This window comes from Streptacidiphilus sp. P02-A3a (assembly GCF_014084105.1).
GTDB lineage: Bacteria > Actinomycetota > Actinomycetes > Streptomycetales > Streptomycetaceae > Streptacidiphilus.
On sequence record NZ_CP048289.1, the window covers coordinates 5,290,477 to 5,305,716 of the forward strand.

At 71.1% G+C, this 15,240-nt stretch carries 18 protein-coding genes and 4 pseudogenes; 7 read left to right on the forward strand and 15 right to left on the reverse strand.

From position 1 onward, the window contains the following. Window positions 1-3: 3 nt before the first annotated feature. Window positions 4-582, forward strand: a complete 579-nt coding sequence (locus GXP74_RS22825) for a hypothetical protein (protein WP_182453106.1) — start codon at window positions 4-6, stop codon at window positions 580-582. A 145-nt stretch (window positions 583-727) separates the two neighbouring features. On the opposite strand, the gene GXP74_RS22830 is transcribed toward GXP74_RS22825, so the two are convergent. The 6 genes and pseudogenes from GXP74_RS22830 to GXP74_RS22850 form a co-directional block, all read right to left on the reverse strand. Beyond that, complete coding sequence (locus tag GXP74_RS22830; protein WP_225448123.1) at window positions 728-1,498, reverse strand: ISAs1 family transposase; 771 nt, start codon at window positions 1,496-1,498, stop codon at window positions 728-730. A gap of 98 nt (window positions 1,499-1,596) precedes the next feature. Further along, window positions 1,597-1,875 (reverse strand): annotated as a pseudogene (locus tag GXP74_RS40845) (transposase family protein); the annotation flags it as partial. Between the two features lie 159 nt (window positions 1,876-2,034). Next, window positions 2,035-2,181, reverse strand: a pseudogene (locus GXP74_RS22835) (IS1380 family transposase); the annotation flags it as partial. Between the two features lie 389 nt (window positions 2,182-2,570). Continuing rightward, a complete protein-coding gene (locus GXP74_RS22840) occupies window positions 2,571-3,005 on the reverse strand; it encodes a hypothetical protein (RefSeq protein ID WP_182453107.1) in 435 nt (144 codons plus the stop codon). 1 nt (window position 3,006) lies between these two features. Then, a complete protein-coding gene (locus GXP74_RS22845; protein WP_182456579.1) occupies window positions 3,007-3,315 on the reverse strand; it encodes a PadR family transcriptional regulator in 309 nt (102 codons plus the stop codon). A 384-nt stretch (window positions 3,316-3,699) separates the two neighbouring features. Beyond that, window positions 3,700-4,197, reverse strand: a complete 498-nt coding sequence (locus GXP74_RS22850; protein WP_182453108.1) for a hypothetical protein — start codon at window positions 4,195-4,197, stop codon at window positions 3,700-3,702. Window positions 4,198-4,444: 247 nt separating this feature from the next. Between GXP74_RS22850 and GXP74_RS22855 the strand changes: the two genes are divergently transcribed. The 3 genes and pseudogenes from GXP74_RS22855 to GXP74_RS22860 all read left to right on the forward strand — a co-directional run bounded on the left by GXP74_RS22855 (window position 4,445) and on the right by GXP74_RS22860 (window position 5,336). Continuing rightward, the gene (locus GXP74_RS22855) at window positions 4,445-4,708 is read left to right on the forward strand and encodes a GlsB/YeaQ/YmgE family stress response membrane protein (protein WP_182453109.1); all 264 of its coding nucleotides are present in this window, start codon (window positions 4,445-4,447) and stop codon (window positions 4,706-4,708) included. A 140-nt stretch (window positions 4,709-4,848) separates the two neighbouring features. Next, window positions 4,849-4,983 (forward strand): annotated as a pseudogene (locus tag GXP74_RS40850) (IS630 family transposase); the annotation flags it as partial. Between the two features lie 56 nt (window positions 4,984-5,039). After that, window positions 5,040-5,336, forward strand: a complete 297-nt coding sequence (locus GXP74_RS22860) for a hypothetical protein (RefSeq protein WP_182453110.1) — start codon at window positions 5,040-5,042, stop codon at window positions 5,334-5,336. A gap of 45 nt (window positions 5,337-5,381) precedes the next feature. Here GXP74_RS22860 and GXP74_RS22865 read toward each other — a convergent pair whose 3' ends face one another. Beyond that, window positions 5,382-6,158, reverse strand: coding sequence for an alpha/beta fold hydrolase (locus GXP74_RS22865; RefSeq protein ID WP_182453111.1), 777 nt, complete (start codon window positions 6,156-6,158; stop codon window positions 5,382-5,384). A 409-nt stretch (window positions 6,159-6,567) separates the two neighbouring features. Beyond that, the gene (locus GXP74_RS22870) at window positions 6,568-7,359 is read right to left on the reverse strand and encodes a hypothetical protein (RefSeq protein ID WP_182453112.1); all 792 of its coding nucleotides are present in this window, start codon (window positions 7,357-7,359) and stop codon (window positions 6,568-6,570) included. 238 nt (window positions 7,360-7,597) lie between these two features. On the opposite strand from GXP74_RS22870, the pseudogene GXP74_RS22875 reads away from it, so the two are divergent. Next, window positions 7,598-7,810, forward strand: a pseudogene (locus GXP74_RS22875) (SMI1/KNR4 family protein); the annotation flags it as partial. A 161-nt stretch (window positions 7,811-7,971) separates the two neighbouring features. On the opposite strand, the gene GXP74_RS22880 reads toward GXP74_RS22875, so the two are convergent. The 4 genes from GXP74_RS22880 to GXP74_RS22895 all read right to left on the reverse strand — a co-directional run bounded on the left by GXP74_RS22880 (window position 7,972) and on the right by GXP74_RS22895 (window position 10,709). Next, window positions 7,972-8,304, reverse strand: coding sequence for a hypothetical protein (locus GXP74_RS22880; RefSeq protein WP_182453113.1), 333 nt, complete (start codon window positions 8,302-8,304; stop codon window positions 7,972-7,974). After that, window positions 8,301-9,347 carry a fatty acid desaturase gene (locus tag GXP74_RS22885; RefSeq protein ID WP_225448124.1) on the reverse strand — a complete coding sequence of 349 codons (1,047 nt, stop codon included), beginning with the start codon at window positions 9,345-9,347 and terminating at the stop codon, window positions 8,301-8,303. The genes GXP74_RS22880 and GXP74_RS22885 overlap by 4 nt, the downstream gene beginning before the upstream one ends. A 307-nt stretch (window positions 9,348-9,654) precedes the next feature. Beyond that, window positions 9,655-10,329 (reverse strand): NUDIX domain-containing protein, encoded by a 675-nt coding sequence (locus GXP74_RS22890; protein WP_182453114.1) that lies wholly within the window; start codon window positions 10,327-10,329, stop codon window positions 9,655-9,657. Beyond that, window positions 10,326-10,709 (reverse strand): DUF4406 domain-containing protein, encoded by a 384-nt coding sequence (locus GXP74_RS22895; RefSeq protein ID WP_182453115.1) that lies wholly within the window; start codon window positions 10,707-10,709, stop codon window positions 10,326-10,328. The genes GXP74_RS22890 and GXP74_RS22895 overlap by 4 nt, the downstream gene beginning before the upstream one ends. 48 nt (window positions 10,710-10,757) lie before the next feature. Between GXP74_RS22895 and GXP74_RS22900 the strand changes: the two genes are divergently transcribed. Continuing rightward, window positions 10,758-11,516 (forward strand): DeoR/GlpR family DNA-binding transcription regulator, encoded by a 759-nt coding sequence (locus GXP74_RS22900; protein ID WP_182453116.1) that lies wholly within the window; start codon window positions 10,758-10,760, stop codon window positions 11,514-11,516. Window positions 11,517-11,605: 89 nt separating this feature from the next. Next, on the forward strand, window positions 11,606-11,695 hold the full coding sequence (locus GXP74_RS40855; protein WP_255528145.1) for a hypothetical protein: 90 nt from the start codon (window positions 11,606-11,608) through the stop codon (window positions 11,693-11,695). Window positions 11,696-11,809: 114 nt separating this feature from the next. Here the strand turns inward: GXP74_RS40855 and GXP74_RS22905 are convergent, their stop codons facing one another. From GXP74_RS22905 to GXP74_RS22915, 3 genes are all read right to left on the reverse strand, one after another. Beyond that, window positions 11,810-12,643, reverse strand: coding sequence for a polysaccharide deacetylase family protein (locus GXP74_RS22905; RefSeq protein ID WP_182453117.1), 834 nt, complete (start codon window positions 12,641-12,643; stop codon window positions 11,810-11,812). A gap of 111 nt (window positions 12,644-12,754) precedes the next feature. Then, entirely contained in the window at window positions 12,755-13,171 is a 417-nt protein-coding gene (locus GXP74_RS22910; RefSeq protein ID WP_182453118.1) for a (2Fe-2S) ferredoxin domain-containing protein, read from the reverse strand. Continuing rightward, complete coding sequence (locus GXP74_RS22915; protein ID WP_182453119.1) at window positions 13,168-15,183, reverse strand: heavy metal translocating P-type ATPase; 2,016 nt, start codon at window positions 15,181-15,183, stop codon at window positions 13,168-13,170. Before GXP74_RS22915 ends, GXP74_RS22910 begins: the two co-directional genes overlap by 4 nt. Between the last annotated feature and the right edge of the window lie 57 nt (window positions 15,184-15,240).

Sequence of the window (15,240 nt, forward strand, 5' to 3'; positions counted from 1 at the left end):
CGGATGGATGGATTTTTTCGATGGTATCGAAGCAGGTCAACCGAGAGGGATCTGCTGCGTCAGATTGCCGAATTCTCGAAGCATGCTATTGAAATCGAGCATCCGGTGCTTCGTAAGGCTGTACTGCTAAATATTGATGGCGACCAGGTGCTGGTTGACCCGGATGAAGCCGTACGTTTGGCCTGCATGCACTTGGGGAGCCTCAATCTCGAATGGTGGCTCTCGGCAGATGTCGACCTGACCTGTGAGTTCTCTGCCGTTCCGCTGGAGTGTGAGATCCAGACATATTATTTTTCCGGACTGACAAACGTGCAACGTGCCGCAGTGGGACGCATGCTCCTCGAATACGTGGATAAGTGTGCGGCTGAAACAGTCGGATACATCCTGGACGAAGATGGGCGATCCGAGGAATTCGATTGGAATGGTCTTGTGCTGTATGGGCGAGGATCTGATTTCAGCTTTCCGAACACGGTCGTGATGCCAAAGGAGAGCTGGGCTCATCTAGGTGGGATGCTTGAATCTGCGTCAGTGCGGGAAGTCGGGGACAAGCTGCTGAGGGCCGATCGCATCCGACTGGGCTGAGCGCAGGTTTCAGACGCTGCCATCGCGAGATCCGGGCGCAAGCCAATGGCTGTTTCTGTCGCATGAAGATCGAGGCTGAATCCAGCTCGGGCAGGCAGTGGCCCAGGGCTGATTCATTGTCCGGGTGGTGCGACGTCTGTGCTGGTCAGGGCAGGTTGAGCAGGTCGAGTGGCCGCTGGTGGGGTGCGTAGGAGACCTCGCGCAGGCCGGCTGCGATGCCGGTGTGTCCGGCGGCCCGCAGGGTGTCGATGGCGAGGTTGCGCAGGGTGGTCATGTTCTCGGGGCCGTGGCCGGTGCGGATCTTGGAGGCGTCCTCGGCGAAGGCGGTGTCGCGCACGAAGTGGAGCCGGTCCTCGATGGTCCAGTGCGAGCGCGCGAGCCGGGCGAGGGTCAGCGGGGACGCCTGGGGGGCGGTCAGGTCGGTGATCGCGTAGACGGTCTGCCGCGAGACCTTCCTGGTGCGGGCGCCGGTCCGGTGCGGCAGGATCTCCGCGGCCTGGACGGCGTGGGGGAAGTCCGGGTGCGGGTCGGTGACGGTCAGCACCCGCAGGGAGCGCGTCTCACGGCGGCCGTGTCCCAGTTCGCGGTCGTAGCGGGCCCGCACGCGCTGCCAGGGCAGGGCGCGCAGGGCGGCGTGCAGGCGGGGCTGGTTGCCCTTGACCAGCAGCAGGTAGTGCGCCTTGCGGTCCTCGACCAGGTGGCAGGCATGGTCGCGCCGGGTGTGCAGGGCGTCGGCCGTCACCGTGGCCCCAGCCAGGTCGAACGGGGCGAGCAGGTGCCGGAACGCGGTGACCTCGTTCGTCTTGGCCGGGACCCGTGACTGGGTGACGGTGCGGCCCTTGCCGGTGACGGCGGCCAGCAGGTGGGCGGCCGGAGCGGTGTGGGTGCGTGAGCCGCGTGCAGTCTTCCCGTCCACGCGATCGTGTCGGTCCCGGTCGGGTCGGTGCCGAGCAAGTCGGCCAGGCCGCCGGGACAGACCGCGAGCAGAACCCGGCGCACGGTGGAGGTCGAGGGTGCGGTGCGGACCCCGAACACGCCATGCGGACGAAACCCGAGCCGGGCGAGCGCGTGCTGGGGTGCGTGGCGGGCCCACTGCCCGATCGCGAGGTAGGAGCGGGCGCCGGCCAAGACCGCGCACGCGGCGGTCAGCGGCACCGCGGCCAGCGGGTGGCGGCGTCCCCGACGGTCGCGCGGATCGGGCAGGGCAGACAACCGGTCCGCGAGGAGCGGGAGTTCACGCTCGGCGCGGCCGGGCGACTTGATCAGACAGACGGTGGCAGTCTGGCGGCACATCGGAGCTCCAGGACACGGGCGACTTGGCAGGTCCCCCCGTCAACCGGAGCTCCGTTGCTTACGTGACGGCCACCACGGCACCACAGCCTCCGACCTGCACGTTCACCCGTGGTCAGGACTTTGGAACAGCCCCGGCCACCGGCCGCGCGCCGTGAGCCGGTCCAGGAACTCGTGGGTGCCGCCGGCGGAGTCGGTGCGAATCAGCGTGCGACGTCCGCGCCGGTAGCGCTTCGGCAGCTGTGCCAGGGCGAGACAGGTGGTGGTGAGGTGGTCGGCAGCGGTGTTGCTGCCCGCGTTGCCCGGCCTGTAGCAGCCCGGCCACAGGTACGGACTTCGCCCGTGGCCCTGCGGATCGGCCCGCAGCACCGCCACATCGGACAGGCAGTCTCCGCCAGCGCCGCCGCAGTCGTCCGGTGGGCCGCTGGCGTCGTTGTGCTCGCGACAGTGAAAACCAGCAGGTGGCTGCCTCCGAAGTGTTCCACGTCCTCTGGTACGTCGAACTGGAAGAACAGCACCATCCGCTCACCGCGGAAACACGCCGGCCACTCCTGCCCCACATCCAGGAACGGCCGTCCGCCGATGGAATCCCGCTCCGGATGATCAAGCGGCTGGACTCCCACCTCAATCGCGTAGGCTGCCACCCCGGTCACGTGGGCCCATCCCCCGGAGGCGACTTGCGGCGGCCGCTGGAGAGATCAGAGCGCCAAGCTGTCCGTCGTGGACCCGGCCCGCCGTTGGTTGCGGCGGGCTGGCAGGGCTCGCCACAGGCGGCCGTAGGCGACCGCGCCGCCCAGCAGGATCACGTAGGTCAGGGGCGTCCAGGCTCCGCCGACGTGAGTGGCCTGCCCTTCGTGCAGGACGAAGGTCAGCGGGCTCTGGAGCCAGGTGACGCCGCCCCAGGTGTAGCTGCCGTCGGCGTCGAGGTACTGCGCGGCCAGCTCGCGGGCGCCGCCGAGCCGACGCAGCGCCTCGGCTGCACCGACTTCCGCGGCGGCGGCCAGCAGGTTGGCGCGGACCTCGCGCCGGTGGGCGATCCGGGTGCGTCTGGGCAGGTCGTAGAGGCGCTGGTCGAGCGACCAGAGCAGCCGTTCGACGCGCAACCGGTCGAGCCAGGTGACGGTGTGCGGCATGTCAGGAACCCTTCTGCGGTACGGCGGACAGCGGACGGGACAGGACGGCATCGACGCCGGCGGCGTGCCGGGCCCAGCTGGCGGCACCGGAGGCCAGGACCTCGTGCCCGGCGGCGGTCAGCCGGTAGTACTTGCGCGCCGGGCCGCTGGAGGAGGCGACCAGCCGGGAGGCCAGCCGCCCCTCACGTTCGAGCCGGGCCAGGGCCGGATACACCGTGCCCTCCAGGACGTCGGTGAATCCGGCGCCCTGCAGGCGCTGGACCACCTCGTACCCGTACGACTCCTGTTCCGCAATGTCAAGTAGAGACAGGCAGCGGGCGCCAGTTGAAGCCCGCCATTGCCAGCGCGCTGCTGGATCGACAAGGCGAGGCGTGTGACGAAGTGGTGCCAGGCCACTGGGCCGTGCCCTGGCACCAGGCCGCGCCCGGCGAGCGCGGACTACCGATTGTCAGACGTTCGACTGCTGCGGGCCGCCGGCTCTTCACTCAGCCGCTGGTCCCGAAGAAGCTCATGAGGAGCGAATGGCCGATCCGGCGTCGTCGGATCGGCCATCGGTGCTCATGTCGCAGTGGTGGTTGTCAGCCCACCACGGGGCCGGCCCCGAAGATCACCTTCTCCTCGTACATGTCGCTCCACGGCATCGAGCACGCACGATATTCGTGATGCGGATCGTATCCCCATGAGTGACGGTCCGTCAGCTGCCAGATTCCCAATCGTGAATAGCGCCATGCTCAATGCCGAGGCTTGCATCGGCGGCCGTCAACTTCACCGTATAGAGGCCGAAACTCAGGTCCGCCCCGCAAGCGGACGCCTTGTAGACCTCAGCGACGACGCTCACGGTCACGGCGGTGGCCGTGGCGGACTCCGTGAAACCCTCCGGGACGACAGCGGTGCACCCACCCCGGGCGACCTCGATGGTGAGTTCCTGATGCACCCGGTCCTGGCTGACCAACTGCCAGGGCAGACTGGCCGCCCCCTTCGGGGCAGCCGCGATTAGCGGCAGCGCCGGGCCCCCGGGCGGAAGCTCGTTCGCGGGCAGAAATGACGGACCATCAGTAATGATTCCGGAACGGCCCGTTCCCGCTCCGCCGGTTGCTCCAGCGCTTTGCGAGGCGCCGCAACCGACCGCGCCCACCGTGCACAGAATCGCGATCCAGGCGACCACCGTTCCACGACCGCGCTTCGTCATCATCAGCTGTCCGTCCTTCTTCTCGACGCGATGTGCTTCGGCAATCCATCAAGGCAGAGCACGGCAGTGGGACGTTGCGGCCACCAGCCCGGTTCCCCAGTTGCCGCTGCGGCCGGTGAGGATCCCGCCGTGGCAACGATCATTGGTGAGGCGGTTGTCGGCATGGCAGCGATGTGTCCATTCGGGGCGGCCGGGTAGGCGTTCTCCTGACGGGCGCCAAGCGCCTGGAACACGACTGAAGGGATCGACCGTGGGTATCGTCGCCTGGATCCTCCTCGGCCTTATCGCCGGAGCCATCGCCAAGGCCCTGATGCCGGGCAGAGACCCCGGGGGCATCATCATCACGATGATCATCGGCGTCTTCGGCGCGCTCCTGGGCGGATGGCTCGGAAAGGTGTTCCTGCACGTCCACTCCTTGAACGGGTTCTTCCATCTGTCCACGTGGATAGCTGCGATCGTCGGGTCCTTCATCCTCCTGGCACTCCACCGGCTGTTCACCGGCAACCGCGGCTGAACCCGCACCCGGCCGCCCCGCCCTCGCAGGCGGGGCAGCCGCCTCTGTCACCTCAGCGGCTTGGTGGGGTACAGCCGAAGTCCAAGGTCGATCTGTACGCGGCGATCCGCCGCGATGCCCGCTCGGGCCTGTCCGGCCGCACGTTTCAGCGGAGACACGGGGTCTACTTCCACGGCTGCTACTCCATCGGCGACGACACCCTCTGGGGCGTCAACCGCCGCCAGAAGGGCGCCGCAACCACCCTGGCCGCACTGAGTCCTGGCCGCGCAGCGCAGGGAACGTGCCCGCATCCGCAGCGAAGGGAACCCGCCAGGGCCAGTAGCGTGCGGACATGGCAAGCAAGCGGCAGCCGTACTGGCGCACCATCGGCACCCCGACGACCCTCGTGCTCTACCGGACCGTTGACAGGTGGCGGTACGCGATCGACTTCACCAGCCCCTCGGGCATCGCCGACGGCGCTCTCAACGATCCCGCGCCCACCTGCGAGCCAGGCACCGCGCAGACTGCATGCCGCCACAAGGCCGAAGAGCTCACGCATAGACTCCTGGAAGTCCACTGGCGCGAATCCGATCAACCGGACTGGTGGGCCGGCACTGTCACCAGCGCCGGCCCACGTCCACCCGCCTAACCGATACGCGTCAGTCAACCCGGCGAACCTTGGCAGTCAGAGCAACTAGGTGGCAGGGGTTAGGTCTCGGGGTGCCCTGCGCATGATCGTGGCAACCTCCGCGGGTCGGCTGGCGGCGACCCCATGGCCGGCATCGGGAATCTCGTGCAGTGCAGTTCCGGGAAGAAGATCTTGCAGGGCGATGGCGAGGTCGTGGCTGGAGAGATGGTCGTCGGTGCCGCGGATCATGACGATCGGGGCGGTGATGGTCCGAACGTCCTCGCCGGGGTACCCGGGCGCGCTGGTGTTGTCGGTCCACATGGCCACGGTCTCCGTGACCAGCCGCTCGAAGTCGGGCTCCGGGTTCTTCTCGGCATAGGCGGCCTCGGAGTACGGGCCGTCTGGGTTGCGGTCACGCCACCACTGCGGGGTGACCTGCGCATTGAACACACGGCTCGCCTCCAGCAACCGCCAGTCCGAGCCGATGGTGAACAGCGTCCCGACCCGGTCAGGGTGATGCGCGGCGAGTCGGAGGCCGGTGATGCCGCCGTCGCTGAACCCCATCACATCCGCGCGCGTGATGCCGAGTCCGTCCAGGACGACGAGGGCGTCCTGTTCGAGACGCTGATAGCTCAACGGCACGTCGCCCCGCGTGGAGCGTCCGTGCCCTCGACTGTCCATGCAGACGACCCGGTAGGCGTCGGCGAGGAGCGGCACCAGGTCAGCGAAGTCAGCGGTACTCCCCAAGCCGCCGTGAAGGAGCAGCAGCGGCGGCAGCGCCTCGTGGCCGGAGATTTCGACGGACAGGGCCGCACCTGCGACCTCAAAGATTCGTTTTTCCATAGCGATGATTGTGCCGTGGACCACTGACACTGCTCGGTTGTCGGCGACGTCCGCCGCGTAGTCCAGGAGCGGCCTGGAGGCGCTCCTGCGTTTGGTGGGTCGGGTGGTGGCCGTCTTGCCCCTCCTGGTCGGTCAACCTGCGCACCCGGACAGGCTCGGCCACCACACCCCCAGTGAACGGACGGCCCCCGGCACGCGCCGGGACGTGGGGAACCGCGCAGAACGCGTATCCCAGCCTCTCCTCCTGCGGCCGGGCGCACCAGCACGCCCTCCAGAGGGCCGACGATCACTGTCGACCAGTGCGGCGGAGCCACCCCGGAACGGGCCTCGCTATCAGCACGACCCGGACGTCACTCGACTACGCGACTACGCCGAAGCCCTGGCCGGGGCCCGGCGGTCGCGGGGCTGGTCAGCCGTTGGGGTAGTACTGGGTGAGCAGTTCCTCGTAGTGCATCTCCCACTGGGCCAGCATGTCGTAGGGGAGGTAGAGCTCACGCCGGCGCGTCCACGCCTGGCCGGACTGCGGGTCGTAGGTGCCGGGCATGGTGATGCCGCGCGGGGCGTAGGCCGAGGTCATGCCCAGCAGCCGGGTGGTCTCCACGCAGCGCTTCACGTGGTCGCGGAAGCCGACCACACCCGCCGTGCCGATCCCGCCGGGCGCCTGCTTGCGCGCTGCCAGCACCTGGGCGGCGACGCCCGCCGTGCTCAGGTAGGTGATCGTGCCGTCGGCGGCGATCTGCGGCTCGATCGCGGTGACGTCCGTCATCCGGTACTTGGACGTCAGGAAACTCGCGATCTCCCACTGCGCGTACACCGGGACGTGCCGCCGGGCGCGGACCTTGGCCACGGTGTCCGCCAACGCCTCGTTGACTGGGCCGGGCTCGTAGAGCACCTTCGTCGGGTCGCCGCCCCCCGCGGGCGGGCGGTTGCCGAAGCTGTAGGCGACGATGAAGTCCAGCTCTGCGACCGGCGCGGTCGGCGGGTGCCAGTCGAAGCCGATGTCGGCGATCCAGGGCACCAGGGTGCGGGCGGTAGCCGGGTCGTCCAGCTCCTGGGAGAGGACCGGGGTCATCTCCCGCTGGAGCCGGTCGAGGTCGTGCCCGCCCTGGTCCGGTGCCTGCGCGGACGCGGGTGCGGCGGCCATCAATACGGGTATCGCCGCAGCACCCAGCGCGGCGGCGGCGAAGGAACGTCGTTCCATGAAATGTACAGCCTCTCTCTATAGCCCATGCAGAGCCAAGTGCATCGGGTGATCGAAGCGGGGTCCTGCGGGTGTGCACGCAGTGAACGGTTGGTGGCACGTGTCATGCAGCGGCCCTGCGGGCCTCGTCGCCGACAGCGACCTGTCGCCGGTGGTGGGATGGCCACGAGACCGGCGCGCCGCCTCGACTGGTTGCAGAACTGTCAGCGCCTGCTGATACTCATGCGGCATGAACACCGACCACGGGTCGATCGTGCTGGGCACAGATGGCTGCGGCATGTACTGGCACCTGGTCGTCACCGGCGAGCACAGGGGGCACATCTGGCACATCGGCGGAGAGCGGGCGATGCCCTTCGGCGCGGAGTTCGGTTGCACCACGGGCGAGGCGGGCTTCGCCAGTTGGGTGAGGCACTGGGCATCGGGCGCTGACTGGTTCGACGCCGAAGCGTGATCGGCGTCCGCGGGCGGCCGCCCGGCTGATCCCGTCACAGGCGTGGTGGTACTGCTCGGGGATGCCGTACGTCGCGGCCTACGGAGTGCCTCGCGCTTGACCCCACTGCACGCCAAGAGCTCGGGCCCCGGTGGCGTCGAAGTACAGCACTTCGCCACCGGCTACGAGTTCACCACCCCACCCCAGTGGCGGCCGCTGACTACGCCCAGGGGCCGAGCGGCGGGACCCTGCGCGCGCTGACGCTCGCGGCCGCACGGTGGAAGCTCCGCCACCAGGCCGGTCACCGCCGCCGGAGCGTCCTCGTCCAGGTCGCCCCGCGGAACCAGGTGCGCTGAACTCGCCCTGGCCTCGTGACCGTTGAACATCCGGCCGAACTCCTCGGACGTCAGCTCGACGCGGAACTGGGCGGGGATGTTGATGACCATGAAGCACAGCTGGGCCCCGCCGGTAGCCCTCGGGCAGAGCTGGTGGCCGACGGGGACGAGGTGGCTCATCGGCGCCGCTCCTCGATACGGGCGGCGCTGGGCCAGTGCACGTCCCGGGCCCAGCCCGCGCGTTCGAGCAGGCTGATCACTCCCGCGCTGGGGTCCAGCTGCCAGCGGTCCACGCCGTGGCGTGCGCAGTTGGGCTCGGCGTGGTGCAGGTTGTGCCAGCTCTCACCGAAGGACAGCAGGGCCAGGGGCCACAGGTTGGTGGCGCGGTCGTGGCGGCGGGTGCGGAACGGACGCTCGCCGATCATGTGGCACAGCGAGTTGACGCTCCAGGTCACGTGCTGCAAGAGCGCGACTCGCACCAGGCCGGCCCACAGCAGTGCGGTCAGCGCACCGTGCACGGTACCTGTGACCGCCCAGCCCAGGCCGAAGGGCAGCGCCAGCGACAGCAGGCACAGGACCGGGAACACGGCCGAGACGGTGCGCATGGATCGGTCGGCGACCAGGTCGGGGGCGTAGCGGTCGGCGGGAGTGGAGTCGGTGGTGAACAGCCAGCCGACGTGGGCGTGGGCCAGTCCCTTGAGTTCGCCGCGCAGGGTGGTGCCGTAGCGGAAGGGTGAGTGGGGGTCGCCGGGGCGGTCGGTGAAGGCGTGGTGGCGGCGGTGGATGGCGACCCAGCCGATCACGTCGCCCTGGAAGCTCATCGATCCCGCGACCGCGAGAACGACCTTCAGTGCGGGGGTGGGGGTGAAGCTCCCGTGGGTCAGGCAGCGGTGGAAGCCCACCGTCACTCCCAGGCCGGTGACCGTGTACAGGGCCAGGGCGAGGACCACGTCGGTGGGGCCGATCAGGCTGCCCCACAGCACCCATGCCGCCAGGGCCAGGGCGAGCAGGGGGAAGGCGACGATCAGTCCGGTCAGCGCCACCTGCCACCGTGGTGGCCGCACCTGCTCGGCGGACGAACTGCTCGCGAAGGGCGCGTTCCCGTCGTACGCGCCCGGTTCCGGTGCCGCCGGGTCCAGCGGCCGGTGCGGGAGGGACGCGGGAAGGGTGGTGCTGGGGGAACGCGTCAGCGACGTGGGGGCGAACGGACTGTCGGCGGACACCTGGAACTCCTCGGCCGTAAACCAGTGTGGCGCGGCCGGGGTCTGGGGCAGCGGAGACCTCACCGCCCAGGCGGTCAGGCTCTTGCAAAGAGGTGTTGTCTCTCACGAAGTGGGCCTGGAGGACACTCCGAACCCCTTTGGGATTGCTTCTTCCCGCTTTGAGGGCACGCATCCCCCCGGGTTCAGGAACGGCGTCCTGGTCGAGCGAGAGGAGGCCGGTGAGGCGGCATGACAGGCCCTGCCCCGGCGGTCGGCCGATCAACGCGGCCGCAGATCTGCCGGGGCAACACCGGGGGTGCGGGCGTTGTCAGCGGTCGCTCGCTGGGGCGAAGGGCCCGTCCAGGGCCGCCCATTGCAGGAGCAGGATGGTCTTCCCGTCGGTGATGCGTCCATCACGGGTCATGGCGAGGGCCTGGGCGAAGGGCAGTTCGAGGACCTCGATGTCTTCGCCGTCTTCTTCGAGTCCGCCGCCGGTCCCGGTCCGGTCGGCCGGGGTATAGGGGGCGGCGAAGAAGTGGAGGCGTTCGGTCACGGAGCCGGGGCTCATGTAGGCGTCGAGGACGTGGGTGAGCGGCCCGAGGGTGACGCCGAGTTCCTCGGCGCTCTCGCGTCTGACGGCGGCGGGCGGGTCGTCCGCGTCGAGCAGGCCCGCGGCGGCTTCGATGAGCATGCCGTCGGGGTAGTCGTTGACGTAGGCCGGGTAGCGGAACTGACGGATGAGCAGGACGCAGCCGCGTTCGGTGTCGTAGGGCAGGACGACGGCACCGTCGCCACGGTCGTAGGTCTCGCGCTGCTGGGTCTCCCAGCGTCCGTCCCGACGGCGGTAGTCGAAGGTGGTGCGCCGCAGGACGTGCCAGCCCTGGGAGGTGAGCTCGACAGCGCGGACCTGGATGCCGGGGTTGCGGTCCAGGCCGCGTCCGGCCTGGTCGAGGCCGGTGCGGCCGCGGTGGTCGGGGGTGTCGATGCCCGGATGGCTGGTCACGCGGTCTCCCCCGGGGTGCGGCCGGGGATCTCGGCCACGTCGTGGTAGACGGGCAGGCCCAGGCGCTGGGCGGTGGCGACGTCCTGGTCGGCTCCGGCAGAGTCGCCGGGCAGGCGCAGTACAGCATCGCAGTGTGTGAGCAGGCGGTCGGCGGTCGGGTAGAGGACCTGGTCGGCGAGGGGGTCGGTGGGGCCCGCACCGGCGGAGCGCAGGACGGGCAGGGCGATCCACTCCCCGATCACGGGCAGGTGGCCGACGGCGAAGACGGGCCAGGCGGCGGCTTCGAGGCGGGCGAGGTTGACGGCCATGGCCTGCGGGTCGCCGTCGGTGCCGGAGCGATAGGGGCCGGCGATGAGGATGAGCATGGGCTTGTCGGACATGCGCGCTACGATACATGCAGAAACGTGCAAGAACAGGAGAGATCAAGAATGCTGGCTGCTGAACGGCGCGACCACCTGCTCGGCCTGCTGGCCCGCGAGGGCAAGATCGTCGCCAAGGACGTCGCCGCCGACCTGGGAATCTCCGAGGACAGCGTGCGACGCGACCTGCGCGACCTCGCCGCCGAAGGACTCTGCCAGCGGGTCTACGGCGGCGCGTTGCCTGTCTCGCCGGCGGTGGTGGACTACGCCGCCCGGCAGCACGTGGCCCCGGACGGCAAGCGGAAGGTGGCCTCGGCGGCTGCCGCCCTGGTACGGCCGGGCAACGCCCTGATCCTCGACGGCGGCACCACCGCCCTCGCCGTCGCCCACGCCCTCCCGCAGGACCTGGCCTGCACCGTGATCACCCACAGCCCGACGATCGCCGCGGCCCTGCTCGACCATCCGCAGGCGGAACTCTTCCTGCTCGGAGGCCGGATCTTCAAGCACTCGGCGGTCGCCTGCGGCGCCGCCGCGGTCGAGGCCGCGCAGAACGTCTCCGCCGACCTCTGCCTGCTCGGCGTCACCGGCGTGCACCCCGAAGCGGGGCTGACCACCGCGGACGCGGAGGAGGCCGCAATGAAGCGGGCCCTGGCCGCACGGGCCGCGGATACCTACATCCTCGCCTCCTCCGAGAAGATCGGTACCGCTTCGCGGTTCCGCGTCCTGCCCTGGGAGAAGGTCAGCGGACTGATCACCGACGCCGACCCTCACGACGCAGTCGTCGAGCAACTCAAAGCGCTCGGCTTGGACGTCCTGCCGACCGACTGACGGCTACGAGCCGACACGGGATCGCACCGGGAGGTCGCCGCGGGGTGGCCGCCGGGCTGCCGCGGCGCCCGGATGTGGCCCTCCGAGCGATGAGCGGCGACACGGCCCGCCACCAGGTCAACACCGCCCAGGCCGAGCGGGACCGACGGGCTACGTGTGGCCGAGCGAGCTGGACCTGAGGGCGCGGCTGGCCGGGCTGCGGCTGCGGGAGCGGTGGGGCGGCTGGCAACGCCAGCCGTTCACCGCCGCCAGCCGCAACTGCGTTTCCGTCTAAGGACGTTGACGGCCAGTCCTCAGACTGCGGCGAAGTGGTAGCCCGCGTCGAGCAGCCGGGGCAGGTAGTCGGCGAGGGCGGCGACGGTCTGCGAGCGGTCGGCCGGTCCGCCGGGGGCGATCAGGTCCGAGGTCAGGCAGCCGTCGTGTTCGAGGACGATCGAGCCGGTGCCGGCCTGCCGCAGCACCTGGTCGACGATCGCGTCGGTGCCGGGGTTGGACCAGTCCTCGGGGTCGACCGACCAGGAGACCGGACGCAGTCCGAGCTCCGCGCAGATCTCCAGCGCGGCGCTGGTGAAGTAGCCGCCGGGGGCCCGGAACAGGCTCGGCGGCCCGGCGCGGCCGACCTCGGCGATCAGCTCACTGGTCCGTTCCAGCTCGGTACGGACCTCGGTCCGGGACAGCCGACCCAGGTCCGGATGGGACCAGGTGTGGTTGCCGACCCGGTGCCCGGCCGCCAGCGTCCGCCGCACCACGTCCGGGTACTTCCGCACGTTCTCGCCGATCAGGAAGAAGGTGGCGGTGACCCGGTGGCGGCGCAGCAGCGCCAGCACCTGGTCGGTGTACACCGGGCTGGGGCCGTCGTCGAAGGTCAGCGCCAGGGTCATCGGCCCGGCCCGCACCTGGTGCTCGGGCTCGACCGGACCGCTCGCGGCCGTCGCGGCGGTCACCGCCGCCGCGTCCCCGGACCGGGCCCTGCCACCGGCGGCAGCGGGCGAGGCGGCACGCGTGGCGGCGGCAGCGCCGCTGACCGCGCCGTCGGTCCGGGCCCTGGTCCCGGCCGTCCGGTCGGCCGACGCGCAGCCGCCGAGCAGCGCCAGGCCGCCCGCCCCGAACAGCAGACGTCGGGGCACACCATGCTGACTGTGAGTCATATAGTCAGACATACCTTCGCTGGGTCCGCCGGGCGGCGCGACTCGCCCGGGTACGGGCATGCGGTCCACCGCCTGGGGGTACCGCCCCGGCTACCGGGAGCCGGGGTCTTCGAGCTCCTCGCGGACCCGCCGGGAGGGCTGGAACACGTACAGGTCGAGGATGTCAGGCGGATCGGCGAGCCCCGGGCCGCCCGCGCGGACCCAGGCGTCGATGTCGGCGGTGGCGTCCAGGTCGTTGACGAGACCGAGCCAGACCGGTCGGCCTCCGGCCCGGCGGCCCTCGGCGGAGGGCTGCACGACGATCACGTTGGCGTGCTCGCAGGCGTCCAGGCAGTCCACCCGGCGTATCGTCGCCGCTCCGGCCATGGCGGCCCGCAGTCGCGCGAGCTGGGCTTCGTGGTCGAGCCGGGGGATCTTCGGGGTGCCGCAGCAGCAGCCACGGCAGACGGTGACCATGGGCCGGGGCGGCTCCGGCGCGGCGGCGGTCTCCCGCGAGCGGCGGCTCACCGGCGCTCACCGGTCGCGGCCGTGCCCGGCTGCCGGATGGCGCGCGGCCAGGCGGACTCGCGCAGCAACCGCAGGCCGTTCAGGCCGACGATGACGGTGGAGCCCTCGTGTCCGAGCACGCCCAGCGGCAGCGGCAGGTGTCCGGCCAGGTCCCAGACCACCAGGCCGGCGATGAACACCGAGGCGATCAGCAGGTTCTGCACGACCAGCCCGCGCGCGCGGCGGGAGAGCGCGACCACGGCCGGGACGGTGGCGAGCTCGTCGCGGACGATCACCGCGTCGGCGGTCTCCAGGGCCAGGTCGGAACCGGCCCGGCCCATGGCGATGCCGCTGTGGGCGGCGGCCAGCGCCGGGGCGTCGTTGACCCCGTCGCCGACGACCAGCACCCGGTGCCCGCGGGCCTCCAGTCGGCGGACCGCCTCGACCTTGCCCTGGGGCAGCAGACCGGCGTGGACGTCGTCGCTGACGATGCCGACCTCGGCGGCCAGCCGGGCGGCGGCGCGCGGGTTGTCGCCGGTGAGCAGCAGCGGGCCGGTGCCGGTCGCCGCCCTGAGCGCGGCCACGGTAGCGGCGGCGTCGGGGCGGGGCCGGTCGGCGATGCCGAGCAGGCCGACCGGCACGCCGTCCCGCTCCACCACGACCGCCGTGCGGCCTTCCTCCTCCAGCTGCCGGGCGGCGGCAGCGGCCCGCGCCGAGGCGGGGTCGGCGGCGCCGTTCAGCAGCCGGGCCGGGGCGCCGACGGCGACCGGGACGCCGCCCACGGTGGCGGTGACGCCGACGCCCGGGGCGGAGCCGAAGTCCGCGGCGGTCGGCAGGTCCAGGCCGCGCTCGCGGGCGGCGGCGACGACCGCGCGGGCCAGTGGGTGCTCGCTGGGGTGCTCGGCAGCGGCCGCCAGCGCCAGCAGCGCGTCCCCGGTCAGGCCGCCGTCGGGCAGCGGGCGGACTTCGGTGACCCGGGGGGTGCCCTCGGTCAGCGTGCCGGTCTTGTCCAGTGCGACCGCGTCGATCTGCCCCAGGCGCTCCATCACCACGGCGGACTTGACCAGCACGCCGTGCCGTCCGGCGTTGGCGATCGCGGACAGCAGCGGCGGCATCGTGGCCAGCACCACCGCGCACGGCGAGGCGACGATCATGAAGGTCATCGCCCGCAGCAGCGAGCCGGTGACCGCCGCGCCGAAGGCCGGCGGGACCAGGAAGACCGCGAGCGTGGCGAGGACCATGCCGAGCGAGTAGCGCTGCTCGACCTTCTCGACGAACAGCTGGGTCGGGGCCTTGGTCTCGGAGGCCTCCTCGACCATGGCCACGATCCGGGCGATCACCGAGTCCGCCGGGTCGCGCTCGACCCTGACCCGCAGCGCCCCGGTGCCGTTCCGGGTGCCCGCGAAGACCTCGTCGCCGACCCGCTTGGCCACCGGCAGCGGCTCCCCGGTGATGCTCGCCTGGTCGACGTCGCCGGCGCCGTCCAGTACCCGGCCGTCGGCGCCGACCCGCTCCCCCGGCCGGATCAGCACGGTGTCGCCGACCGCCAGTGCCTCGGTCGGCACCGTCTCTTCCGCGCCGTCCTCGCCCAGCCGGGTGGCGGTGGCCGGGGCCAGGTCCAGCAGGCCGCGCACCGAGTCCTGGGTCCGGGCCGTGGCCAGCGCCTCCAGCGCGCCGGAGGTGGCGAAGATGACGATCAGCAGCGCGCCGTCCATCACCTGCCCGATCGAGGCCGCGCCGACGGCGGCGACGATCATCAGCAGGTCCACGTCCAGGGTCTGCTCCCGCAGCGCCCGCAGCCCGGCCCAGCCGGGCTGCCAGCCGCCGGTCGCGTAGGCGACGGCGTACAGCGGCGCCCAGGCCCCGGCCCCGGCGCCGGTGAGCTGGAGCGTCAGCGCGATCAGGAAGGCGACCGTGGCCGCCGTCGCCCAGCGCGCCTCGGCCAGCGCGAACACCCTGGTCCGCCGTCGGGGGACCAGCGCTTCACCCGGGGCCGCGGCCGGAGCCGGGCGCTCGGTGAGGGTCGTGGACATGGGAGGTTCCTCCGCTGGGACCGGGTGGGCGACCCGCCCACCTTAGCGGAACAATTG

Excerpts from the sequence above, each read along its gene's own strand:
- GXP74_RS22825 (WP_182453106.1), top strand. The coding sequence starts at position 4 with ATGGATGGATTTTTTCGATGGTATCGAAGCAGGTCAACCGAGAGGGAT.
- GXP74_RS22895 (WP_182453115.1), bottom strand. The coding sequence starts at position 10,709 with ATGTCCGACAAGCCCATGCTCATCCTCATCGCCGGCCCCTATCGCTCC.
- GXP74_RS22880 (WP_182453113.1), bottom strand. The coding sequence starts at position 8,304 with ATGAGCCACCTCGTCCCCGTCGGCCACCAGCTCTGCCCGAGGGCTACC.
- GXP74_RS22865 (WP_182453111.1), bottom strand. The coding sequence starts at position 6,158 with ATGGAAAAACGAATCTTTGAGGTCGCAGGTGCGGCCCTGTCCGTCGAA.
- GXP74_RS40855 (WP_255528145.1), top strand. The coding sequence starts at position 11,606 with ATGAGCGGCGACACGGCCCGCCACCAGGTCAACACCGCCCAGGCCGAG.
- GXP74_RS22915 (WP_182453119.1), bottom strand. The coding sequence starts at position 15,183 with ATGTCCACGACCCTCACCGAGCGCCCGGCTCCGGCCGCGGCCCCGGGT.
- GXP74_RS22840 (WP_182453107.1), bottom strand. The coding sequence starts at position 3,005 with ATGCCGCACACCGTCACCTGGCTCGACCGGTTGCGCGTCGAACGGCTG.
- GXP74_RS22900 (WP_182453116.1), top strand. The coding sequence starts at position 10,758 with ATGCTGGCTGCTGAACGGCGCGACCACCTGCTCGGCCTGCTGGCCCGC.
- GXP74_RS22870 (WP_182453112.1), bottom strand. The coding sequence starts at position 7,359 with ATGGAACGACGTTCCTTCGCCGCCGCCGCGCTGGGTGCTGCGGCGATA.
- GXP74_RS22860 (WP_182453110.1), top strand. The coding sequence starts at position 5,040 with ATGGCAAGCAAGCGGCAGCCGTACTGGCGCACCATCGGCACCCCGACG.
- GXP74_RS22850 (WP_182453108.1), bottom strand. The coding sequence starts at position 4,197 with ATGATGACGAAGCGCGGTCGTGGAACGGTGGTCGCCTGGATCGCGATT.